Origin of the sequence: Flavobacterium dankookense, from assembly GCF_004362665.1 — a bacterium.
In the GTDB taxonomy this organism is placed as follows: domain Bacteria; phylum Bacteroidota; class Bacteroidia; order Flavobacteriales; family Flavobacteriaceae; genus Flavobacterium; species Flavobacterium dankookense.
In genome coordinates this window covers 372,115-396,743 of record NZ_SNXR01000014.1, presented here as the reverse complement: position 1 = coordinate 396,743, position 24,629 = coordinate 372,115, and the positions used below count along the sequence as shown (strand labels likewise).

The window sequence follows — 24,629 nt, the reverse complement described above, 5'->3', positions numbered from 1 at the left end:
AACTTCAAAATAGCAAGACTTTCACTTCGAACGAGGATTTTTCTATCAATGATAGTTTTGATAGTAATCGCATCTATTTTGATGGCGTCGATTTCGGTTATTCAGTTTAAAAACGAAGCCAAAGAATACCACCAAGAGCGATTAGACAGAAAGGAATTTGCCATTAAAGAACACATTAATTATGTGCTTTCCACAACGACTTATCCGTTGACTCCTGAAAATCTTCCTTTGATTTTTAAAGACAAAATACACGAACTATCGGATATTCATAATCTTGAAATTAATATTTATTCGCTGGAAGGTAAATTAGTAAAATCATCCAAAGCGAGTTTTTCTGTCGACAAAGTGTCGCCTCCAATTTCAAATTATGTTCTAAAATTGGTTCAATCTTCTGTTGAAAAAAGATATGTAGATATTAAAAGTATCGATGGTATAAAAAATCGTTCATCCTACAGTCAAATCAAAGATGAAAAGTTCAAACCTCTCGGGATTTTGAACATTCCTTATGTAGAAGATGATGGATTTTATGAAGCGGAATTGCGACAATTTCTTATTCGATTGAGCCAAGTGTATTCCTTTATGTTGGTTATTGCGTTTGCATTGGCTTATTTTTTAGCAAGTTATATCACGAAATCGCTAAAAACTATTTCGGATAAAATCAATGAAACCAGTTTGAACCAAAAAAATGAAAAAATCGTCATTGAAGCCAACAGTCGTGAGATTAATTCCTTGATAAATGCCTATAATCAAATGGTGGATAAGCTGGAAGAAAGCGCAAGCAAATTGGCACAAAGCGAACGCGAACAAGCTTGGCGCGAAATGGCAAAACAAGTTGCTCACGAAATAAAAAATCCGTTGACACCAATGCGATTGACCGTGCAAAGTTTTCAGCGAAAATTTGATTTAGAGGATCCAAATTTGAAACAAAAAGTAGATGATTATTCCAAAACATTGATTCAGCAAATTGACACAATGACTTCGGTTGCATCCGCATTTTCTAACTTTGCAACGATGCCAGCACAGCAAAACGAAACCTTGAATGTGGTTGAAGTTGTTGAATTTTCATTGGATATTTTTAACGAAGATTACATTCAGTTTGAAAGTCAGAAAGATGAAATTATTGCTGTTTTGGACCGAACGCAACTTATTCGAATTATTACCAATTTAGTCAAGAACGCAACCCAATCCATTCCAGAAGAACAAGATTTAAAAGTAGTTTTTGTAACGGTTAAAGAGATAGATGACAACGTAGTGATTTCGGTAACCGATAACGGAATTGGAATTGCAGAACAAAACAAAGACCAAATTTTTGAACCAAAATTCACTACCAAAACCAGCGGAATGGGATTAGGTTTAGGAATTATAAAAAATATTATTGAAAATTATAAAGGAACAATTACTTTTGAAACAGAACATGGAAAAGGAACAACTTTTATAGTTTCGCTTCCAAAAAAATAAACAGAGATTTATACAAATTAAAATAGAAGAATACGATGAACTTTGAAAACATACTCATTGCCACTGAAAATGGCATCGGACAAATTACTATCAATCGTCCGTCAAAATTAAACGCTTTAAATGTTGCTACTATAAAAGAGTTGCACGATGCTTTTGAAACGCTAGAAAATGATCCCGAAATTAGAGTAATCATCATCACTGGCGAAGGCGAAAAAGCATTTGTTGCTGGCGCAGATATTTCGGAATTTGCTAACTTTTCGATAGAAGAAGGCGCACAATTGGCAGCACAAGGACAAGAATTGTTATTTGACTTTGTAGAAAAATTAAAAACACCAGTGATTGCAGCTGTAAATGGTTTTGCACTTGGTGGCGGTTTAGAATTGGCCATGTCTTGTCATTTTAGAATTGCTTCAGACAATGCTAAAATGGGTTTGCCTGAAGTTTCTCTTGGCGTTATTCCTGGTTATGGCGGAACACAACGTTTGCCACAACTTGTTGGAAAAGGTCGTGCCATGGAATTAATTATGACGGCAGGAATGATTGATGCTGAAACTGCAAAATCATACGGATTAGTAAATCATGTAGTTCCACAAAATGAATTGGTAGAATTTACAAAAGGCATTGCTACTAAAATTTCTCGCAATTCACCAGCAGCAATAAGCAAAGCTATCAAAGCAGTAAATGCCAATTTCAAACACGATGTTGACGGCTTTGATGTAGAAATTAGAAACTTTGGAAAGTGTTTTGGCACCGAAGATTTTAAAGAAGGAACAACCGCTTTTTTAGAAAAACGAAAACCTACTTTTACAGGAAAATAAATAGAAAAAAGAGAACGAAAATAAGTTCTCTTTTTTTATTGTAATTAAAACCACAACATTAACACATCAATTCATTATTTTATTGTTAATAAAAAATACAATAATTTGATGATTTCTTAAGACAAAACACTTGGAATTTAGTAAATTAGACTTAATTTTGTAGTCCCAATTTCTGCTAAATATCGCTTGACCTTTTTTTGTGCCCTAAATTCGGCTATGGAATTTAATTTATATATCTCATTTTTATGAAAATGAAAAAATTACTCGTTATTGTTGCTTTGATTTTTGTTAATGTATGTTCGTATGGACAAATCTTAACATTTGAATTCGCTGCTCTTGGCGGAGCAGAAGCAACTGCGGTTTCCAATTTTAACAATGCAAATCTAACCACTTCAACCATAACAAGAGGTGCAGGGTTAACGGCAAGTGCAAATGGAGGAAGGTTTAATGCAACTACATGGGCAGCTACTTCGATAGCTAATGCAGTTGCTGGGAATGATTACATGGAATTTACTGTAACTCCAAATTCAGGTTTTCAATTCTCGGTTTCTTCAGTATTTATTCAATTGCAAAGATCTGCTTCTGGTCCGAGCGCAATAGCATTAAGAAATTCTCTTGATGGATATGCCGCCAATTTAGACACTCAATATACAATTACAGATAATACTACAACTCAAACATTTACATTTACGTTTTCTCAAGCAAATTCAACATCAGCTGTAACTTACAGAGTTTATATGTATGCTGAAGATGCTGTTGCAGGATCTGGAGGTATAGGAGATGGAACCGGAAATGATATAATTGTAAATGGAACAGTTACGCCAGTAATCACAGGTATAGAAAGCTCGGGTGTAACACAAAATTGGAATTTGACAACTACATGGGTTGGAGGTGTTATTCCTACAAGTTCTGATAATGCAATTATTAAATCGGGTCATACCGTTACGGTTAATGATGCAGCATACAGCACAAGAAATTTAGGGACAACAACTACAGTAGAACTTGGAGGAACGCTTCAAACAGGAATGACTTACACCAATAATGGAACTACAACAGTCAATGGAACTTTTAGAATAAATGCTGGTGGTTTTGCCACAGGAAATTCATTTGTTTATGGCGTTGCGAGTACATTGAATATGAATCATGCAAATAGCACTGTCTATGGAATTAATGGTCCGCAGGCGTTTTGGCCCGTTGCAAATCCGCCGTATAACGTAACCGTTTCTGCAAATTCGCCAACGAGATTGGACATAGCAGTTGGACCTGTTTTAGGTTTATTGCAAGTTTCATCAGAATTGGATGTTAATCTTCCAAATTCGTTACGAGTTGAAGGAACTTTACGAATTAATGCTGGAGGAAATATTGATACCAATGGACCAATTTATGGAAGTAGTTCAACTTTAGAATACAGGTCTGGAGGTTTATACGGAAGAAGTTTTGAATGGAATGCAAGCGGAATTGGAACGATTGGAGTTACGCCTGGTTATCCTAACAATGTTACTATCCCAACTGCAAACACCGTTTTAGATTATATAAATGGCGCTGCTTCTGGAGCTGTTGGAGTAAAAGCTATTGCTGGAACTTTAACAATATCTAATGCTACAGCAGCTTTACACATGAATTATGGAAGTGTTTCAGCTGGTGGTGAATTGGTTATTGGAGGAAATATTGTTTTGACAGCTGGAACTTTAACATTAGGACAAGCTGTAGGCGATGATTTAAAAGTTGGAGGTAATATGACAGTTACTGCTCCGAATGGTATTTTTAACGGAAATAATAGAAGAGTTTATTTCACGAGTACATCAGCTTTACAGCTAATTTCTGGAACAGCATTAACCATTCCTTATATTGTATATCAACCAGCATCAGTAGGAATTCAATTGACTGGAGCTGGAACAAATTTAACTATATCAGCACCACTTGGCGGAAATGCAATAACGTTCAACAGTGCTTCTGATATTTTTGATATCAACTCAAGAAGTTTAACTATTGGAACTGCAGGCGTCGCAAATACTATAACTGGTGGCGGAACTTTTAGAGGTTCAGCAACTTCAAGTTTAACTTTGCTTGGAACAGGAAGTATAGGTAATCTAGCGTTCAGCGGAACAGCAGCACAACAAACTTTAGGAACATTTACAGTAAATAGAACAACTGGAGCAATAGCTTGTGTTATGGGTTCGCAGTTAACTGTTGCAACTGCTATGAATTTAACAGCCGGAATTGTTGATTTAGATGTACAAACGTTTACATTAAATGCTACGACAACTTTAACAGGTGCTTCTTCAAGTAATTATTTCATTGCCGACAATGCTTTTGGAGGAATATTACGAAGAGGATATACAGCAGCAGGTTCGTTCACTTTCCCAATTGGAGATAAAACAGGAACGATGGAATATTCTCCTGCAACAGTAAATTTTTCAGCAGGAACTTTTACAGGTGCTTTTTTAGGAATGTCGGTGAATGATAGTAAACATCCAAATATGATTACTGTAATTCCAATTCCAAATTTCATTTCAAGATATTGGTCTGTTACAAGTACAGGAATTACGGCGCCTAATTATACTTTTACAGGTAATTATTTGCCAGCAGATGTGAATGGATCAGAAACAGTAAGCCAGTCTCAACAATGGAATGGAACAACTTGGTCACCAATGGGTTCGCCATTAGGTTCTAACACACTAACATATGGTGGAGTAACAACATTGCCAACCGTAAACCATTTCAGTGGAGGTTTTAGAGATCAAGAAATTAATGTTAGAGTTGCAGCAACACCATATCCAACAGGAAGTACGTATGCTTTTGGTAATGTTTCAGCTGGTTCTAATGCGTCAGCAACATTTACTATTGAAAATTTAGGAAACAGAAATTTGTTGTTATTTGCTAATACCGCAGTTGTTGCGCCATTTAGCATTTCATCAGCACCTTTCACTTACAATGTAACAATTGGAAGCTCAGGTACAGCTACTTTTACAATTCAATTTGCTCCAACTTTAGCAGGTCCGTTTTCTGGTAGTATAACGTTTACTACTAACGATAGCGATGAAGCATCATATACTATTAATTTCACAGGAACAGGAACGGGAAGTAATTTATCGGATATATTAAGAGTAACTGCTTCTGAACCGACAACAATTTCTAGCACCAATATTGGAACAATTTCTACAATTACCGATGGAGTAGAAGTGTGGCGATTTAATCTACGAGATGGTGGCGCAACAGGCGATGCTGACGCATTACCTACAACTATGACAGGATTAGTGTTAACCCAAGCTGCTGGTGATGCAATAGGAAACTGGGACGAAACTATTCAAGACATCGTATTGGTTAATACAGTAACTTCGGCTATTGTTGCCTACGGAGTTGTGTCTACAAATCAAGTATCATTTACAGGAATGAATGTAGTTGCTGCAGATAATAATTCTGTGTTACTTGCGCTCCGTTTAACATTGAGATGTCCGCTTGGCGTTGGTGCTATTGATGGTGACGATTTCGTTTTTACGATAAGTAATCCCAATTTAACTTTGAGTCCTGCAGGATCTGGGAAAACTACTTTTGCGGCTCAATCTTCAACAGATGGAAGAAATGCAATCAATATTCTTGCAACTCAATTATCGTTTACAACCCAACCAATTACTACAGGCGTTAGTACGGGAATGACTAATGTTGTAGTAACAGGAACTGATGCATGTGGAAACAGAGACAGACAATTTTTAGGTACAGTTTCATTAACAAGTACTGGAACAATGAATGCTGTTACACCAGTTACAGCTGTTTTAGGTCAAGCAACATTTTCAGGTATTATTCATACGGTTACAGGAACAGATTTTAATTTAATTGCTACATCAACAGGTCCAGTTCTAACGCCAGGCACAAGTACTTTATTTGATATATCAACAGTAACAATATTAAGTCCTGGTGATTTGGCGGTATTAGCAGTAAATACAAATACTGAAATTGCATCTGGAACAGATTTAATTAGTTTTGTGTGTTTTAGAGATTTACTGCCGGGAACAACATTATTCATTACCGATAATGGATATGAAAGACAATTTGCAAATCTTTGGGGTGGAACAGAAGGTGTAATCGTGCTAACCAGAACAGGAAGTACATTGCCAAAAGGAACAATTATTACAATCGAAACAACTACTGCAAATGCCACACTTGGATCACATTTTAACGTTTACACCTGTGGTTCTATAGACGCAAACTGGACTAAATCAGGAATTGGTGGTTCAGGTTTTAATTTAAATTCAGATGATGATGTTTGGTTTATGCAAGGTGGCGTTTGGACAAATAATACAGCACACACTTCAACATATACAGGAAATGTTTTATATGGTTGGACAGAAAGCGGATGGAATACTGTTCCAGGTGGCACAAGTGAAGATACTAGATGGTCAACTTTATTTCCTGGAATGGAATGTTTTAGTACAATTGCACCAACAGGTGATGGATTTGTAAAGTTTGATGATCCAGTAAATCCTGATTTTACAACAACAACAAATGGAAAATTTGATTGGATTGCTTTAATAAATAATCAATTAAACTGGGATTCCTATTCGAACAATACTACGTTCAACGCTGGAGGATATGATTTTAAAGCAGGTTGTAATCTAGTAGAATTAGATACTGATATTTATGTAAACGGAAAATGGAGCGGAAGAAAAGATACCAATTGGTTTGATTGTGAAAATTGGGAAACCTTAATTGTCCCTGATGAAACAATTGATGTACTTGTTGCCGACACAAGCTATGATAGAGAAGCTTCCATCGACGAAAATGCACCATTGGCCATTTATTCTGGATATATAGCCAAAGCAAGAAACCTGACTATTTCAGGTGAAAAAGTAAAAATAGAAGGAAATAATTTAGATAATAAACTAGAAGTTCACGGTAATTTAACAATTACAAACAGTGCTGCGGATAATGCATTAGATATGAATGATGGAAATACTTCTACTCCTGACGGGCAATTGTATTTGTATGGAAATTGGATAAATAATAAAAACAATGATGCATTTAACGAAGGAAATGGAACGGTTCATTTTGTAGGAACAGCTACTCAAACAATCAATGCAGTCACACCTTTGGGAACTGAGAGTTTTTATAATGTTATTTTGGATAATAATTTTAATACATCAGCTTCTAATGATTTAATGGCTACCGGAAATTTAACAGTTTCAGCTGCAAGAACTCTAACTGCTGCAAGTGGTGATTATGTTAGAGTTGACAATCAATTAACAAATAATGGTAGTATCCTTATCGAAGATGATGCGCAATTAATTCAAGTAAATGACGGAGTTACAAATAATGGTGATTATACTACTGCAAATAGGTTTCAAGTAAGACGAACATATACCGCAAAAGATATTGATTATGTTTATTGGAGTTCGCCTTTGATGAATTATAATGTAAATGGAATTCCAGCTGGATTTCGTTATTTATGGAATCCAACTGTGGTTAATTCTAATGGAACAATGGGCAATTGGAATCCTGCATCTGGAACAATGACACCTGGAAAGGGTTACATAGCAAGAACTTTTAACGGTTTTGCAGCTGCAACTCCAGTTACACATACATTTAGAAATCAAGCGCCAAACAATGGTTTGATTTTGAATGAAATTAAAAGAGGAGATTTTGACGGAGCTGATTATTTAAACTCTAATAATATAACTGTTACAAGACTGGATGATAACTGGAATCTTGTAGGAAATCCATATCCTTCAGCGATTGATGCTTTGAAATTTTTAGCATTAAATAATACTAAAGTTTTTCCAGCCATTTGGATTTGGAAACATGGTTTAGGTCTTTCTGAAAATCCAGATCCATACTATTATAATTTTGGTTACAATTATTTACCTGATTATTTGATGTACAATAGTATGGGTTCAACAGATCCATGGTTTACAGGAAAAATTGCTTCTGGTCAAGGATTCATGGTTAATATGCTCCATTCAGCTGGGACGTTACTATCTTCTTCTCCAGATGTCTACAGAACAGATTTGTTGTTTAATAATAGCTTGCGATTTGGTTCAGTTTCAAATTCTAATGAAGTATTTGATAATTCAAGATTTTATAGAACATTAAATCCTGAAGCATCATCAGTTGTTGGAAATATAGTAGAGAAAAGTAGAATTTGGTTGGATATTTTTAATGATGCTTCAGGCGAAATTGACACAACACTTTTAGGATATGCTACTAATGCGACGATGGGAATAGACAATCCGTATGATTGCTTTTTTGCACCTCGTGGAAAAGTAAGTTTATATTCGTTGATTGAAGATAAAAAATTCATAATTCAAGGAAGAGCATTGCCATTTGATTATAATGACAAAGTTCCAATGGGATTAAATATTGCTCAAGCAGGAAATCATACCATTGCTATAAAGAAAACAGATGGGATTTTTGATGAAGATATTACAATATATTTAGAAGATAAAAATATAGGAATTATTCATAATTTAAAAGAAAACCCTTATCATTTCACATCAATAAAAGGAACTTTTGATGATAGATTCGTTATAAGATATACAACAAATTCACTAGATAATCAGAACTTCGAAAACATTAAAAATAGTGTTGTTGTTGCTTCTAATGATAGAGATTTGACTATAAAATCATATCTCGAAAACTTAGATCAAGTTACTATATATGATGTGCTTGGAAGGCAATTATATTATTCGAAAGATATTCAAAACAAAGATCTTATCATAACTAATGTTTCATCTAGCAATCAATCATTAATAGTAAAGATTAAATTGCAAAATGGACAAATTGTTACGAAAAAAATAGTATTGTAGTTAAAACGTTAAAATTATTCTGTAAATTATCGGTTAAATAGGCTAGATAACAGATTATTATATGATTTTAAATCGTTGTAAATGATTATTTTGTAATTTCGAAAAATCTTGTCAAAGAAGCAAAATAATGATTATCTCAAAAAAAATACAATTAAGAGAATATAAAGTCTTTTTATATTCTCTGTTTTTCCTTATTCCTTTTTTTGGAATGAGCCAAGTTAATATTACTAATGCGGTTCCAAGTGTTTTAATAAATTTCTCAAACACTATGCCAACATCAGTTGGAACAAATCCAAGTACTGCATACGCAGGAAATGGTTTTTCTCCAAACCCAACAATTGCAGGTAGATTAAATTCTAACGCTTGGGATGTTCAAGGATTTACTTTTGGAACATTAGGTTTTGGAGGAACACAAACTTTAGACTCTTTTGGTCGAGGTTCAGTTACTTCGGGTGTAATCACAACTGGGATTTATGCTTTCACAGAATTACCAGCAACTGTTGCTAACCCAACTTTGATGATACAACCTGGAGCTGGAGAATTTGCTCCCGGTTCAATAACATTGAGAATAAGAAACAATGGAACATCAAATATGACACAATTACAAGTGTCATATAACTTATTTTTTAGAAATGATGGAGACATGTCAAATTCATTCAATTTTTCTCACTCATTTGATAATATAGGATATAATGAAGAGCCAACAATGGATTTTATTTCTCCAGAATTGTCAGATCCATTTGAATGGGTTCAAGAGGCTGTTTCACCTTCAAGATCTTTTGTGATTTCTGGAATAAATGTTGCTCCTGGGGCATTTTACTATATAAGATGGAGTTGCGATGATGTTAGCGGAACAGGAACAAGAGATGAGTTTGGACTTGATGATATACAAATAACTGGAACATATGGTGCACCAGCTCCAGAGATTAATGTTACAGGTGTTGGTTTAACTATAGTAAATAATGACACAGCACCAAGAGTTGCTGACGGAACTGAGTTTGCACCAATAGGCTCGCCATTATCAACATTGAACAATACAATATTAAAAACTTTTAATATCCAGAATATTGGAGGTTTGCCATTAACAATTTCAAATGTTGTAATTGGAGGTTTAAATCCAGAAGATTTTACAATTTTTATACCAACTGCAGGCTCACCGCCAACAGGAACAATAAGTGAAATTATTAGTGGAGCAATTAGTAATAATGAATTGAACATTGTGTTTGATCCAAGTGTAGCTGGATTGAGAAGAGCAATTGTTTTTATATATAGTGATGATGCAAATGAAAACCCTTATGTTTTTCACATTAGAGGTTATGGATTTAATCCTACTCCGGAAATTACACTAACAGGAAATACTGGTGGTACTGGACCAATTGCTAGTGGAAGTTTAACACCGTTATTAGGTAATAATACTCTTTATGCTACTCAAATAGTTGGTGTTACTAATCAAACAAAAGATTTTAAAATAAAAAATGATGGTACAACTGTATTGACATTAACTGGGGTTAGTCCTTATATAACTATTGGAGGAACTAACCCATCTGATTTTTCACTAGTTACTTTTCCAAGTACACCAAATATGAATCCTGGTTTTTTTAGAACATTTTCCATAAATTTTAATCCAACTGCTCCAGGAATTAGAACAGCGTTGGTTTCAATTGCTAATAATGATAGCAATGAAAACCCATATACATTCTTAATACAAGGAACAGGAATTTCTCCAGAAATGGATGTTACAGGTAATGGACAGCCAGTAGTTAGCGGTAGTACAGTTCCAACTTTTGTTAACGATACTTTTTTTGATTTTATAAACATAAATGCAACTACAAACGATAGAATATTTACAATTCAAAATAATGGAACATCTCCATTAAATATTGGAGCAATTACTATCTCTGGTCCAGCAGCAAGTGAATACAGCATTTTAACAACACCAGCTGCAACATTAGCAATTGGCGCTTCAACAACTTTTACTATTAGATTCGATCCTTCAAGTGTTGGTCTTAAAGATGCACTTGTATCAATTGTAAATAATGATTTAAATGAAAATCCATATACGTTTGCTATTAATGGATATGGAGTTAATTACACAACTTGTGATTTCGGTGCCAATGAAATTATTGCAATCCAAGATTTTGAAACAACACCTGTAACTCCCACTTGGGGTTATACTACAACAGGAATAACAACAGTCACCAACGGAACAGCGTATGCAATTTCTGGTGATGGAGGTTTGACAAATAAGTTTATTGGTGGAAGAAGTTTCCAAGCAAGTAATAGCGCAACAGCAAGGATAATAATGAATGCAATTAATACTTCAGCTTTTAGCGATGTACAGTTAAATGTAAAAATTGGAGCTTTTGCAGGAAATACATCTGGCGGAATGGATGGAATTGTACCATTAGATAGAGTGATTGCTTCAGTCAGTACAAATGGCGGTTTGTCTTGGTCTGATGAAGTTCAAATTGTTGGAAATAATAATTCAGTTTGGAGTTTTGATTCTGGTATAGCATCAGCTACAAAAGTATTTACAGGCACAAATTTAGTTCAAACATTTAGCCCTTCTAATGCACCATTGGCAGGAATAAATTATCAAACTACAGAAGGTTATAGTAATTTAGTAATAACAGGATTGCCAAAAATTTCAAATTTACTAATAAGGTTAAGTATAATTTCAAACAGCGGACAAGAAGTTTGGGCAATAGATAATGTAACTTTATACGGTAGAAGAGAGTTAACATCGACTTGGAATGGAACGACTTGGAGCGACGGAACACCAACATCCACAGTAAAAGCAATTATTGGCGAAAATTATCAAACAATAACTCATGGCAATTTAACAGCTTGTAAATGCCAAATAGCTTCAGGAAAAGCAGTAACAATTGGATCTAATTCTTCTGCTGTTATTGAAAGTAATATAGATAACGCAGGAAGTATAATAATTGAAAATAGCGGTAGTTTAGTACAAAGAAATGATTTTGCAGTCAATACAGGTAATAATATTAATGTTAAAAGGACTACAACAAACATGATTGAGTATGACTATACTTATTGGTCTTCACCTGTAGGCGGACAAACATTGTATAATTTATCTCCTCAAACATCCGCAGATAGATTTTATGCATTTAGCCCAACACTTGGTAATTGGGTTCCGACTGCTAGAACATCTGTAATGTCTGCTGGTAAAGGATATATTGTAAGAGCACCAGACTCTTTTGGAAATACACCAACAGCTTACAATGCAGAATTTATTGGTTCAATAAATAACGGTTTTATTCAAACTCCAATTATTAATTCTGTAAGCGAATGGAATCTTATTGGAAATCCTTATCCATCAGCTATTGATGCAGATGCTTTTTTAGATTTAACAGCAAACACAACTGTTATTGGTGGAACAATTTACCTTTGGACACACAATACGCCAATGTCGGCATCTTCAAATTATACCGCAAATGATTACGCTGTTTACAATAAATTTGGTGGAGTTGGAACTAGAGCAGCATTAAATCCTGGAATTAACAATACTTATCCATTAGGGAAAATAGCCTCTGGACAAGGATTTTTTGTCAGAGCTTTAACGAATGGTAATGCAACATTTATTAATAGTATGCGAATTGCAACTGATAATGCAACGTTTTATAGAACTAATTCAAATCAGAATACTGTTCAATCTAGTCAAGGTTTGGAGAGACATAGACTTTGGTTGAATTTAACAAATACACAAGGTGCTTTCAAACAAACACTTGTTGGGTATGTTCAAAACGGAACAAATGATATAGACAGAGATTTTGATGGAACAACAATTAGTGCTGGAAACATTATTAATTTTTACTCCATTTGTAATAATCAAAACTTAGCAATTCAAGGAAGAATGTTACCATTTTCAGATGAAGATGTTATTCCGCTAGGTTATTCGTCAAATGTAGCCGGAAATTTTACAATCACCTTAGAAAATTATGATGGTTTATTCGAAAGTTATGAAAACATATTTTTAGAGGATAAACTTTTAAATGTCGTTCATAATATAAAATCTTCACCTTATACTTTTGTAACTACTACAGGAATTCACAACAATAGATTCTCACTTAGATATAATAATCAAAGTTTAGGAAATTCCGATTTTGATGAATCTAATCAAGTAATTGTAACTACAAATGATTTGGTTGTTGACATCTATTCTAACAAAGAAAATATAGCAGCAATAGAAGTTTTTGACATGCTAGGGAGAAAAATACTTTCCAAAAAAGATATAAACGCTTTGAATTATAAAATTGAAAATATAACGACGCAACAAACGTTAATAGTCAAAATAAAACTTGAAAACGGAATATACGTCACCAAAAAAGTGATAGTTAATTAACAAAAAAGGTCTTGAAATTTTCAAGACCTTTTTTTATGATGGTAAAAATTTAATTATTTCCCTTTAGTTGAAGCTTCTAAATTTCTTTCAATAGTATGACCAGGTCTTGTCCACTTTGGTTTTTCACCCAATGGTTTGAATTGAGAATCTTCTGCCTCAACAGTTGTAGGTTGCATTACTTTTATAAATGGTTTTTGAGGAATTAATCCAAGCATTTCAAACATTTTCATGTCTTCGTTAACATCAGGATTTGGAGTAGTTAATAATTTATCTCCAGCAAAAATAGAATTGGCACCTGCAAAGAAACACATCGCTTGTCCTTCACGACTCATTTCTGTTCTTCCAGCCGAAAGGCGGACTTGTGTTTCTGGCATAACAATTCTAGTAGTAGCAACCATTCTAATCATTTCCCAAATTTCAACTGGTTTTTGATCTTCCATTGGAGTTCCTTCAACAGCAACTAATGCGTTAATCGGAACCGATTCAGGTTGTGGATTTAAACTAGAAAGTGCCACAAGCATTCCTGCTCTGTCTTCAATACTTTCTCCCATTCCAATAATTCCACCGCTACAAACTGTTACGTTAGTTTTTCTAACATTTTCTATCGTTTGCAATCTGTCATCAAAAGCTCGAGTAGAAATTACCTCTTTATAATAATCTTCTGAAGTGTCAAGATTATGATTATAAGCATATAAACCAGCTTCCGCTAATCGTTTTGCCTGATTTTCAGTTATCATTCCTAGCGTACAACAAACTTCCATATCTAGTTTATTGATTGTACGAACCATTTCTAAAACTTGGTCAAATTCTTCACCATCTTTTACATTTCGCCAAGCTGCACCCATACAAACTCTCGATGAGCCTGATGATTTTGCTCTCAAAGCTTGTGCTTTTACTTGCTGAACAGACATTAAATCATTTCCTTCAATCTCTGTGTGATAACGAGCAGCTTGTGGACAATAGCCACAATCTTCAGGACAACCACCTGTTTTTATAGATAACAAAGTAGAAACTTGAACTACATTTGGATCATGATTTTCTCTGTGAATAGTTGCTGCTTCATAAAGCAAATCCATCATGGGTTTGTTATAAATTGCAATAATTTCTTCTCTAGTCCAATTGTGTTTTGTGATGCTCATAATGACGAATATATATGGCATCAAAAATAGGCAATTGTTCTAAAGTATCAAAACCTGAAACGATTTATCGTTCATTCATCTAATTGAGTTTTACTTTGCCAAAATTGAAGTGTAATAAAAATTACAATCATAGAAGATGCAAGACCTTCAAACAAAAGTCCAAAACAATATTCATTTACGGTTGCACCACCAAATAAGAATTGTTCCGATAGATTGTTAATATAGGCTGTTCCACCTTTATTGTAGATGTAAAATAAAAGACCAGCAATACTGATACTAACTCCAATTAAAGCTGTAAATCCTGCCGAAAGCAAGTTGGTTAGATGACCTGATTTTCCCTCGATAATATTTTGTCTAATGGTGCGATTTACACCGTAAAAAACAAACAAAACATTTAAAACTCTTAAATAATAATTATTCGATAATCCGAGTAATTCCATAATTAGAAAAAAGCCAGCTATACCTAATGCAATCAATATTCCGTTGATAAGTTCTTTTGGTAATTTCATAGTGAGTAGTTTTTTTGATTAAAAAAAGTAAATAGCACTATCAAATTTAAACTAAATAATATTGATTATCAATATTTTAACATAATGATTAGATTTGTTTTATTTCCGAAAAAGAGTGGGTTATAAAATCAAAAATTTTCAGAGATAAACTTTAGTGATTGTAATTTGTCATCGGAAAGTTGTTTTTTTAACAATTCAATCGATTCAAATTTTTGCTCATCGCGAATTCTTTCTAAAAATGAAATTTCAATAGTTTTATCATAAATATCATCATTAAAATCAAAAAAATGAACTTCTATTGACTGAGATGTTCCGCCAACAGTGGGTTTAGTCCCTATGTTCATCATACCAAAAACAATTTCATTGTCAATCAATGTTTGGACAATATAAACGCCATTCAGAGGAACAAGTTTATAATCTTCTTTGATTTCGATATTTGCAGTTGGAAAACCTATAGTTCTTCCGAGTTGATTTCCCTTTATTACAATTCCATTAATAGTGTAATTGTATCCTAAATACTTATTGGCTAATTTTATGTTTCCTTCTGAAAGAGCATTTCTAATTTTTGTTGAACTAATTGCAACTTCTTCGATTTCTTCTGCTGTAATTTGTTCTACTTCAAAGTTGTATTTTTTACCAAAAGCAATTAAATCATTAATGTCAGCTGTCCTATTTTTTCCAAATCTATGGTCATGTCCAATAATAATTTTCTGAATATTGAATTTATCAACCAAAACTTTTTTCACAAAATCTTCCGCTGTTAACTGCGAAAACACTTTGTCAAACGGATGAATAACTAAATTGTCAATACCTACATTTCTAATTAAACTTACTTTTTCATTAATAGTATTGAGCTGCTTCATATCTAAACCAGTTTGTAAAACAATCCTTGGATGAGGAAAAAACGTAAGTACTATAGATTCAAATTTATTTTGATTGGAATGTTGAGTTATTTTCTCTAAAATTTTTTTGTGCCCAATGTGAACACCATCAAAAGTTCCAATGGTAATAATTGTTTTTTTATTGCAAAAAAAATCAGAGATAGATTGATAAATTTTCAAAAGTTGTTTTTTTGCAAAAATAAGGTAATAATTTAATTTACCGTCTTACAAAGATTTATATTTTTTGCAAAAATTGAATAGTATTTTTAATATTAAAACTACAATAATCATCTGATTATCCGATAAAAATGATTTTTTACTTAAATTATTAAAAATAATTAACTTCAAATTATTAAATTTGAAGTCTTAAAAAAAACTATTATAAAAATGAAGAAAATTATTTTATCTTTTTTCCTTTTAACTACAGTTGCAGTTAATGCGCAGAGGACTTGTGGTATGGAACAAAAAATGCAACAAATAATGTCTGACCCTATTCAAAAGGAAGCATATCTAAAGGATCAACAAAAATTTCAAATAGAGTTAGAAAAACTTTCAAATAGAACTTATAGAAGCGGTGAAACAAATGAAAATGTAAATGCTACTATTAGAATACCTATTGCTGTTCATTATCCTTCTGTTGCTACTAATGCTTCTGCTGCATTAAAAACGTGTTTGAGGAATTTGGCTCAAAACCAAGTGAATATTCTAAATGCCGATTATAACGCTACAAATACTGATGTCTCTAATTGGAATAATGTTTCATCTCTTTTTCCAATGGTAAATGGTGTTGGAAGTATTGATGTTGAGTTTGTTTTAGCTACACAAAATCATCCAGCAGCAGCAGGAATTGCGAATGGAACAGTCGCTGTTACTTTTGGAACTGATTTTTTAAATGGTGCTGATCAGGATTTTACATGGACAGGGTATGTAAATATAGTTGTTAGATATGCTAACGGTAATTTAGGTTATTCAGTTCTTGGTGGCTCACCTAATCAAGGACATACGGTTGTGATTGATACTGAGGCTTTTGGTTCAGGAGCAGGTTGTACAGATTATGTACCTGGCGCACCATATAATAAAGGAAGAACACTTACGCATGAACTTGGGCATTATTTTAATCTAGACCATACTTTCAATGGCTGTGGTGAAACAAATTGTGCTGTTTATAATGTTAATAATCCTGTTGGTGATGGTATTTGTGACACACCTCCGCAAACTAACGCTACTGGCGGTTGTCCAAACCCATCAACAGTTATGAGTTGTACTTCTGGTCAAAGAGCTTTATCGATGAATTATATGGATTATACAAATGATAATTGTATGTATATGTTTACGCCAGGTCAGGCTACAAGAATGTTAGCTAGATACAATACTATTGCTGGTCAAATCAGAACAAACACTTTGTCAAATAATGAGGTGGTAAAAAACAATTTCACTATTGCTCCAAATCCTAATAATGGTTCATTTACCATTCAATTTAAAGATTTGTCAAATGATTATTCTGTAGAGATTTTTGATGTTTCTGGAAGAATGGTTTATGAAAACTATTATACTTTATCTTCTAATTTATCACAAGAAATTACATTAGATAAACCAAGTAGTGGTTTGTATTTTGTGAATGTTAAAAGTGGAAGTGTGATTACAACTGAAAAAATTATTATCAAATAGTTTTAATTTCACATAATAAAAAAGTCCCGAAATTTTCGGGACTTTTTTTATTTGCCATTATATTCATTCATTGTATTGTTCAATCCTGCGAGTGCAAAAGATTGGATTGCGTTTTTGATGACTTCAAATCTTTCAGGAAGTTTAGATTTTTCTTCTTCATCCCATTCTCCTAAAACATAATCAACTTGTTGTCCTTTTTTAAATTGATCACTTATTCCAAATCGAAATCTAGGATACTCAACGGAATTGAGGACAGCTTGAATGTTTTTCAAACCATTGTGTCCACCATCACTACCTTTCGCTTTTATTCTAATGGTTCCAAATGATAAATTCAAATCGTCAGTGATTATCAATATGTTTTCTTTTTCAATATTTTCTTTCTCCATCCAATACTTAACCGCTTTTCCGCTCAAGTTCATATAAGTACTTGGTTTTAGCAAAATTAGCTTTCTTCCTTTGATGTTAAACTCAGCCACATCACCTAATTTCAATGTTTGAAAAGATAAATTTTCTTTTTCAGCAAGATAATCTAATGCTTTAAAGCCGATATTATGACGTGTGTTGGCATACTCGGAACCAATGTTGCCTAGACCAACAATTAAAAACTTTTTCATGGAATGTATTTCTTCTTTCTTCTTATTGCCAAAAAAACTATTGAGCCAATTCATAGTACAAAAATAGCGCAATTGGCTGTAAAATAAAAAAAGCACCAGTTATAAACTGATGCTTTTTTGTAATAAGCTTTTTGAAAATTATTTTTTCTTTTTTGCTCCACCTTTTTCTGCTTTTGCAGCTTCTTGAGCAGCTTTCATTGCAGCACGTGAAATCTTCACTTGAGCAATAACAGTATTATCAGGGTGAATTAATTTGAAATTATTAGTAGCTAATTTAGTTACATATAATTTGTTACCCATTTGTAACTCTGAAATGTTAGCTTCAACATAATCAGGAAGGTTTTTTGGTAACGCTTTTACTTTAACTCTTCTTAAGTTTAAACGTAAATCACCACCTAATAAAACACCTGGAGATGTTCCAACAACTTTCACTGGAACTTCCATCATAATTTCTTTGTTTTCATTCAATTGAAAGAAATCAATGTGTAAAATTTTGTCTGAAACTGGGTGAAACTGAATGTCTTGAAGAATAACATTGGTTGTTTTTCCTCCCAAATCAACTACAACAGTGTGTGCGTTTGGAGTGTAAACCAAGCTTTTGAATGCTTTTTCTTCTGCTGCAAAATGTACTGGTTGACTTCCTCCGTAAATAACGCAAGGAACCATTCCAGCATTACGTATGGCTTTAGTCGCAACTTTGCCCACGCTTTCTCTTTCTGATCCTTTAATCGTAATCGATTTCATTGTATAAATATATAATTAATAAAAAAATACTTTTTTAAATTACATCAGGAATTTACCGCTGATGGAATTGTTGTGTTGCACCATGTGCATTACTTCTGCAAAAAGAGGCGCACAACTCACCACTCTTATTTTGTTTGATTCTTTCTTTAAAGGAATAGAATCGGTAACTATCAATTCAGTCAATTTTGAATTCTCAATCTTTTCGTATGCATCACCAGAAAGAATAGCATGAGTACAAATTGCTCTAACACTTAATGCACCTTTTTCAATCATTAAATCAGCGGCTTTTGCTAATGTTCCACCGGTGTCAATCATATCATCAACCAAAACAACATTTCTTCCTTTAACTTCACCAATCAACTCCATAGTGTCAATTACATTTGCTGCTTTTCTTTGTTTGTAGCAAATTACCACATCAGATTCTAGAAATTTAGAATAAGCATAAGCTCTTTTCGATCCACCCATATCTGGTGATGCAATTGTCAAATTATCTAATTGCAATCCTTTAACGTAAGGCAAAAAGATTGTTGAAGCAAACAAATGATCAACTGGTTTTTCAAAAAATCCTTGAATTTGATCCGCATGTAAATCCATCGTCATAATTCGAGTTGCACCAGCAGTTTCTAATAATTTTGCTACTAGTTTTGCTCCAATTGGAACTCTTGGTTTGTCTTTTCTATCTTGTCTTGCATATCCAAAATAAGGAATTACAGGAGTTACGTGTCTGGCTGACGCTCTTTTTGCGGCATCAATCATCAACAATAATTCCATTAAATTGTCTGCACTTGGAAAAGTGGAACAAACAATAAAAACGCGTAATCCTCGTATCGATTCTTCAAACGAAGGTTGGAATTCACCATCACTAAATCTTGAGAACGTAACTTTACCTAGCGAAACTCCATAGTTTTTGGCTATTTGTTCCGCTAAATGGACACTTTGGGAACAAGCAAATATTTTTGCTTCTGGTTCTTGATGTGACATTTTAATTTGTTGTTTTTATTCCGCTGCGCTTAATACAATTTGGCTTTGACATTTGTCATTAGCTTCTAGGGTATAATTGCCTCGGGTGTAGTTAGTTAGTTGTGTTTCGTATTAACGAGGTGCAAATTTAGGAATAAAATCCGACTGTGAAAGTATATTTTTAACTATTTTTTTGAATCAATGAAGAAAAATTATTTACATTTGCACCCACAAATTGATATTTGTCAATCTGTATATGGTTAAATTTTAATTAGTTTTTTTAAATTAGTTGTAATAATAACCGTTTATTTTGCTCGAATGGCTATAATTTGTAATTAATTTTTTCTAAAAATTACTAATTTTAGCACCATTCAATCCTTTGCCCGGATGGCGGAATTGGTAGACGCGCACGACTCAAACTCGTGTACGAAAGTGTGTGGGTTCGATTCCCACTCTGGGTACAAAACCTTCAAGGAAACTTGGAGGTTTTTTTATTTTTATATATCCAAAAGACAAAATCATAGACAATCTATAAACACAAAACGCAATCCTAACCGATTGCGTTTTTAATTCACAACCATTTGATTATAAAGTTTTTATTTTTAACTTTACACAAAATCAACCTACTATGAAAAAAATTATACTTTTATTTATTTGTTTTCTTTACTTCAATTCATTTGCCCAAACTATTGGTTTGCAAAGTTTTGCTTCTGGATTTTCATCTCCTGTAGAAATCATTCATCCACCTAACGATGCTAGATTATTTATTGTTCAAAAAGGTGGTTTAATCCGAATTGTTAATCCAAACGGAACTACAAATGCAACACCATTTTTGACAGTAACAGGATTAAGCAACGGTGGCGAACAAGGATTGCTTGGATTAGCATTTCATCCTAATTATGCAACTAATGGATTGTTTTTTATAAACTACACCAATACTGCAGGTGATACGGTAATTGCAAGATATTCTGTTTCTTCTAATCCTGATATAGCTAATGCAACAGGGACAATTTTAATGACGATTGACCAACCTTATTCTAATCATAATGGTGGAACATTGCGTTTTGGACCAGACGGTTATTTATATATTGGAATGGGCGATGGCGGTTCAGGAGATGATCCACAAGGTTTTGCTCAAAATATGACAATCGATCCATCATTTCCTTCTAGAATTTTTCTCGGAAAAATGCTTAGAATTGATGTAGACTCTGGAACACTTTATGGAATTCCTCCTACTAATCCCTATATTGGTCAAGCTGGAAAAGAAGAAATTTGGGCTATTGGATTACGAAACCCTTGGAAATTTTCATTTAATAGACTTAATGGAGATTTGTGGATAGCCGATGTTGGTCAAAATGAAATTGAAGAAATTAACAAAGTCGCTGCGCCACTACCAAATACTGGATTGAATTTTGGTTGGAGATGTTATGAAGGAAATGCGGCTTATATAACATCGGGTTGTGCGCCAAGTAATACTATGACGTTTCCTATTTCGCAATATACTCATGCCTCAGGCAGATGTTCTATAACTGGAGGTTTTTTCTATACAGGAACTACTTATCCTGATTTACAAAACAAATATGTATTTGCCGATTATTGCACAGGTGAAGTTGGCTACGTAAACGACTCTAATGAAGTAGTTTGGTCTTTTGATTCGTCAAATGTAATTACAACTTTTGGAGAAGGTTTGAATGGTGAACTTTATGTATTCAATGGTGGTTCATTATTCAGAGTTATTGATACATCTTTGAATACTTCATCATATGATAAAATGTCTATTTCTATTTACCCAAATCCTGCAAAATCAATTTTGAATATAAAAAATAATTCGACTTCTTTTTTAAATAAAATTAGAATTCATGATGTCACAGGAAAAACAATCATAAAACGAGATATAAACAATAGTCAAATAAGTTCCATTGAAGTTAGTGAAATTGCGGCAGGAATTTATATTATTTCAGCTGAAGATAACTTAGGCAATGTCGTTAAAACAAAATTTATTAAGGAGTAATATTAATTTCAATTCTACATTCAAGCAATCAATTTTGGTTGCTTTTTTGTTTTTGTAAGTCAATGTGGTTATGTTTGTGATTACTTAAATATTCCCACATGAAAAAAATTATTTTATTAACACTACTATTTTTTTATACTACATTTTTCTCACAAACAATTGAATTAGAGTTTTTTGCAGGACCTTTTTCATCTCCAGTAGAAATTACTCATCCAAACAATGATAATCGCTTTTTTGTTTTGGAAAAAGGCGGATATATCAAAATAGTAAATTCTGATGGTAGTGTAAATGAAACTCCATTTTTAGATATTACATCATTAGTTTTAGATGATGGAGAAAGAGGTTTACTTGGATTAGCTTTTCATCCAAATTATAGCACTAATGGTTTTTTCTACATAAATTATATAAATCTGGACGGAAATACTGTAATTGCAAGATATTCTGTTTCCAGTAATCCAAATCTCGCTGATAGTACATCAGCAATGATAATGATGACTATCAATCAACCATTTGCAGAGCATAAAGGAGGAACTTTAAAATTTGCTAATGATGGTTACCTTTATATTAGTTTAGGTGATGGCGGTGGCGGTGGCGATCCATTCGGTTCTGCTCAAAATTTAACTATAGATTCTACAAATCCTTCAAGAGTCTATCTAGGTAAAATTCTACGTATTGATGTAGATTCTGCAACTCCTTATGGAATTCCGCCAACTAATCCATTAATTGGTCAAACAGGAAAGGAAGAGATTTGGGCTTTAGGATTAAGAAATCCGTGGAAATTTTCATTTAATAGACTTAACGGAGGTATGTGGCTTGCCGATGTTGGTCAAGAAAACATTGAAGAAATTAATAAAATTGACTTTCCTTTTTCAAATAGTTTAACCAATTTTGGTTGGAGATGTTATGAAGGAAATGAGATATATGGATCAACAAATTGTCCTGAACTAAACGAAACTCAAACTCCATTTGCTCAATATAACCATACATTTGGATGCTCAATAACAGGTGGTTATTATTACACAGGTAATCTTTATCCAAATTTTCAAAACAAATACTTTTTTGCTGATTTCTGTAGTGCAAAAATTGGAATGGTTGATATTTCAGGAACTATTACTTGGTCGGAATTATTACCATACAATTATATTACAACATTTGGCGAAGACATTAATGGAGAATTATATATAGCCAATATTCAAAATGGAAATATTTATAAAATAATTGATACATCTTTGAATACTTCTTCATTTGATAGAGCTAGTATTTCTGTTTATCCAAATCCAGCATCGGATGAATTATTTATTAAAAATGAAAACAATATTGAGTTATCCTCTGTAAAAATCACTGATTTAACAGGAAAAACAATTGTAAATCAAAGTTCGCAATTGAGTTCAATAACTATTTCCAATTTATCAAAAGGAATGTATTTTATAACGGTTGAAACTAAAATTGGAAACATCGTAACCTCAAAAATTATCAAACAATAAACTATGGTGCAGGATTTGGAACAATTTCTTGAATGGCATTGATTTGCGATACTATATCGGAAGATAAGGTTATTTCAAATGCATCAATGTTTTCTTTTAGTTGTTCCAGATTGGTAGCTCCAATAATGGTTGAAGCCACAAAATCTTGCTGATTAACGAATGCCAAAGCCATTTGTGTTAATGTCAATCCATTATCTTCAGCTAGTTTTTGATAGAATTGCGTTGCTTTAAAACAATTTTCATTAGTATATCGAGTGAAATTAGGAAATAATCCTAATCTTGAATTGGGTTGAATTCCAGTCAAATGTTTTCCTGTTAAAAAGCTGAATGCCAATGGTGAATAGGCAAGCAATCCAACATTTTCGCGCATACAAATTTCAGACAAACCCACTTCAAATAATCGATTTAAAAGCGAATAGGGATTTTGAATAGAAACAATTCTCGGCAAATTATGCTTTTCACTTTCGTTGATAAATTTCATTACACCATAGGGATTTTCATTAGAAACGCCAATGTGTTTTATCTTTCCTTCTTTGATTAAACCATCAAAAATGGTTAGCACTTCAAAAAAGTTTTCTTGCCAATTGGTATCAATTTTTGAAACACCGCGTTGACCGAACATATTCATCACTCGCTCTGGCCAATGCATTTGATACAAATCGATATAATCCGTTTGCAGGTTTTTTAAACTTAACTCAACCGCTTCGGTGATGCTTTTTTTAGAAAAATCAAGCGGTTTTCTAATGTATTCCATCCCACGATTTGGTCCAGCGATTTTTGTTGCAATGACCAATTTTTCTCTTTGAGAAGCTCCAATTTTGTTAATCCAACTTCCGATAAAACGTTCCGTACTTCCGAATATTTCGGCATTTCCACCAATTGGATACATTTCGGCAGTATCGAGAAAGTTAATTCCTCTTTCCACAGCATAATCCAATTGATTGTGTGCTTCAATTTCGGTGTTTTGATTTCCAAAGGTCATCGTGCCGAGACATATTTTACTAACTTTTAAATCAGAATGGGGCAAAGTGGTATAATTCATTATAATTTGGAGTAGATTTTGAAAGTGCAAAAGTAAATGATTAAACGCTTTTTATTTTTGTGATTAACACATTTTTTGGAAAATTTCACAACAAAAAAAGGTCCTAAGAAAACTTAAAACCTTTTTTGTTTTGGAATA

14 protein-coding genes and 1 tRNA gene are annotated in these 24,629 nt (G+C 33.2%); 8 read left to right on the top strand and 7 right to left on the bottom strand.

Annotated features, from left to right (window positions below; all coding sequences use genetic code 11):
- Positions 1–48: 48 nt before the first annotated feature.
- The 4 genes from BC748_RS10155 to BC748_RS10140 all read left to right on the top strand — a co-directional run bounded on the left by BC748_RS10155 (position 49) and on the right by BC748_RS10140 (position 13,439).
- Positions 49–1,458, top strand: a complete 1,410-nt coding sequence (locus BC748_RS10155; protein WP_133533403.1) for a sensor histidine kinase — start codon at positions 49–51, stop codon at positions 1,456–1,458.
- Positions 1,459–1,493: 35 nt separating this feature from the next.
- Positions 1,494–2,276 carry an enoyl-CoA hydratase/isomerase family protein gene (locus tag BC748_RS10150; protein WP_133533376.1) on the top strand — a complete coding sequence of 261 codons (783 nt, stop codon included), beginning with the start codon at positions 1,494–1,496 and terminating at the stop codon, positions 2,274–2,276.
- Positions 2,277–2,527: 251 nt separating this feature from the next.
- Complete coding sequence (locus BC748_RS10145) at positions 2,528–9,076, top strand: T9SS sorting signal type C domain-containing protein (protein ID WP_162846444.1); 6,549 nt, start codon at positions 2,528–2,530, stop codon at positions 9,074–9,076.
- 127 nt (positions 9,077–9,203) lie between these two features.
- Complete coding sequence (locus BC748_RS10140) at positions 9,204–13,439, top strand: choice-of-anchor D domain-containing protein (RefSeq protein WP_133533374.1); 4,236 nt, start codon at positions 9,204–9,206, stop codon at positions 13,437–13,439.
- Between the two features lie 53 nt (positions 13,440–13,492).
- On the opposite strand, the gene bioB is transcribed toward BC748_RS10140, so the two are convergent.
- From bioB to BC748_RS10125, 3 genes are all read right to left on the bottom strand, one after another.
- Complete coding sequence (gene bioB / locus BC748_RS10135; protein WP_133533373.1) at positions 13,493–14,578, bottom strand: biotin synthase BioB; 1,086 nt, start codon at positions 14,576–14,578, stop codon at positions 13,493–13,495.
- 71 nt (positions 14,579–14,649) lie between these two features.
- On the bottom strand, positions 14,650–15,087 hold the full coding sequence (locus BC748_RS10130; RefSeq protein WP_133533372.1) for a hypothetical protein: 438 nt from the start codon (positions 15,085–15,087) through the stop codon (positions 14,650–14,652).
- Between the two features lie 128 nt (positions 15,088–15,215).
- Positions 15,216–16,148, bottom strand: a complete 933-nt coding sequence (locus tag BC748_RS10125; RefSeq protein WP_133533371.1) for a bifunctional riboflavin kinase/FAD synthetase — start codon at positions 16,146–16,148, stop codon at positions 15,216–15,218.
- 207 nt (positions 16,149–16,355) lie between these two features.
- Between BC748_RS10125 and BC748_RS10120 the strand changes: the two genes are divergently transcribed.
- A complete protein-coding gene (locus BC748_RS10120; protein WP_133533370.1) occupies positions 16,356–17,636 on the top strand; it encodes a zinc-dependent metalloprotease in 1,281 nt (426 codons plus the stop codon).
- A 47-nt stretch (positions 17,637–17,683) separates the two neighbouring features.
- Here the strand turns inward: BC748_RS10120 and pth are convergent, their stop codons facing one another.
- The 3 genes from pth to BC748_RS10105 form a co-directional block, all read right to left on the bottom strand.
- Complete coding sequence (pth, locus tag BC748_RS10115; protein WP_133533369.1) at positions 17,684–18,250, bottom strand: aminoacyl-tRNA hydrolase; 567 nt, start codon at positions 18,248–18,250, stop codon at positions 17,684–17,686.
- A 138-nt stretch (positions 18,251–18,388) separates the two neighbouring features.
- Positions 18,389–18,994 (bottom strand): 50S ribosomal protein L25/general stress protein Ctc, encoded by a 606-nt coding sequence (locus BC748_RS10110; protein WP_133533368.1) that lies wholly within the window; start codon positions 18,992–18,994, stop codon positions 18,389–18,391.
- A 39-nt stretch (positions 18,995–19,033) separates the two neighbouring features.
- The gene (locus BC748_RS10105) at positions 19,034–19,975 is read right to left on the bottom strand and encodes a ribose-phosphate pyrophosphokinase (protein ID WP_133533367.1); all 942 of its coding nucleotides are present in this window, start codon (positions 19,973–19,975) and stop codon (positions 19,034–19,036) included.
- 360 nt (positions 19,976–20,335) lie between these two features.
- On the opposite strand from BC748_RS10105, the gene BC748_RS10100 reads away from it, so the two are divergent.
- From BC748_RS10100 to BC748_RS10090, 3 genes are all read left to right on the top strand, one after another.
- Positions 20,336–20,415: transfer RNA gene (locus BC748_RS10100), tRNA-Leu, on the top strand.
- Between the two features lie 167 nt (positions 20,416–20,582).
- On the top strand, positions 20,583–21,965 hold the full coding sequence (locus tag BC748_RS10095; RefSeq protein ID WP_133533366.1) for a PQQ-dependent sugar dehydrogenase: 1,383 nt from the start codon (positions 20,583–20,585) through the stop codon (positions 21,963–21,965).
- Positions 21,966–22,063: 98 nt separating this feature from the next.
- A complete protein-coding gene (locus tag BC748_RS10090) occupies positions 22,064–23,449 on the top strand; it encodes a PQQ-dependent sugar dehydrogenase (protein WP_133533365.1) in 1,386 nt (461 codons plus the stop codon).
- A gap of 1 nt (position 23,450) precedes the next feature.
- On the opposite strand, the gene BC748_RS10085 is transcribed toward BC748_RS10090, so the two are convergent.
- Positions 23,451–24,491 (bottom strand): aldo/keto reductase, encoded by a 1,041-nt coding sequence (locus BC748_RS10085; RefSeq protein WP_133533364.1) that lies wholly within the window; start codon positions 24,489–24,491, stop codon positions 23,451–23,453.
- Positions 24,492–24,629 lie beyond the last annotated feature (138 nt).

Excerpts from the sequence above, each read along its gene's own strand:
- BC748_RS10105 (WP_133533367.1), bottom strand. The coding sequence starts at position 19,975 with ATGTCACATCAAGAACCAGAAGCAAAAATATTTGCTTGTTCCCAAAGT.
- BC748_RS10155 (WP_133533403.1), top strand. The coding sequence starts at position 49 with ATGATAGTTTTGATAGTAATCGCATCTATTTTGATGGCGTCGATTTCG.
- bioB (WP_133533373.1), bottom strand. The coding sequence starts at position 14,578 with ATGAGCATCACAAAACACAATTGGACTAGAGAAGAAATTATTGCAATT.
- BC748_RS10140 (WP_133533374.1), top strand. The coding sequence starts at position 9,204 with ATGATTATCTCAAAAAAAATACAATTAAGAGAATATAAAGTCTTTTTA.
- BC748_RS10150 (WP_133533376.1), top strand. The coding sequence starts at position 1,494 with ATGAACTTTGAAAACATACTCATTGCCACTGAAAATGGCATCGGACAA.
- BC748_RS10120 (WP_133533370.1), top strand. The coding sequence starts at position 16,356 with ATGAAGAAAATTATTTTATCTTTTTTCCTTTTAACTACAGTTGCAGTT.
- BC748_RS10090 (WP_133533365.1), top strand. The coding sequence starts at position 22,064 with ATGAAAAAAATTATTTTATTAACACTACTATTTTTTTATACTACATTT.
- pth (WP_133533369.1), bottom strand. The coding sequence starts at position 18,250 with ATGAAAAAGTTTTTAATTGTTGGTCTAGGCAACATTGGTTCCGAGTAT.
- BC748_RS10110 (WP_133533368.1), bottom strand. The coding sequence starts at position 18,994 with ATGAAATCGATTACGATTAAAGGATCAGAAAGAGAAAGCGTGGGCAAA.
- BC748_RS10130 (WP_133533372.1), bottom strand. The coding sequence starts at position 15,087 with ATGAAATTACCAAAAGAACTTATCAACGGAATATTGATTGCATTAGGT.
- BC748_RS10085 (WP_133533364.1), bottom strand. The coding sequence starts at position 24,491 with ATGAATTATACCACTTTGCCCCATTCTGATTTAAAAGTTAGTAAAATA.
- BC748_RS10145 (WP_162846444.1), top strand. The coding sequence starts at position 2,528 with ATGAAAAAATTACTCGTTATTGTTGCTTTGATTTTTGTTAATGTATGT.
- BC748_RS10095 (WP_133533366.1), top strand. The coding sequence starts at position 20,583 with ATGAAAAAAATTATACTTTTATTTATTTGTTTTCTTTACTTCAATTCA.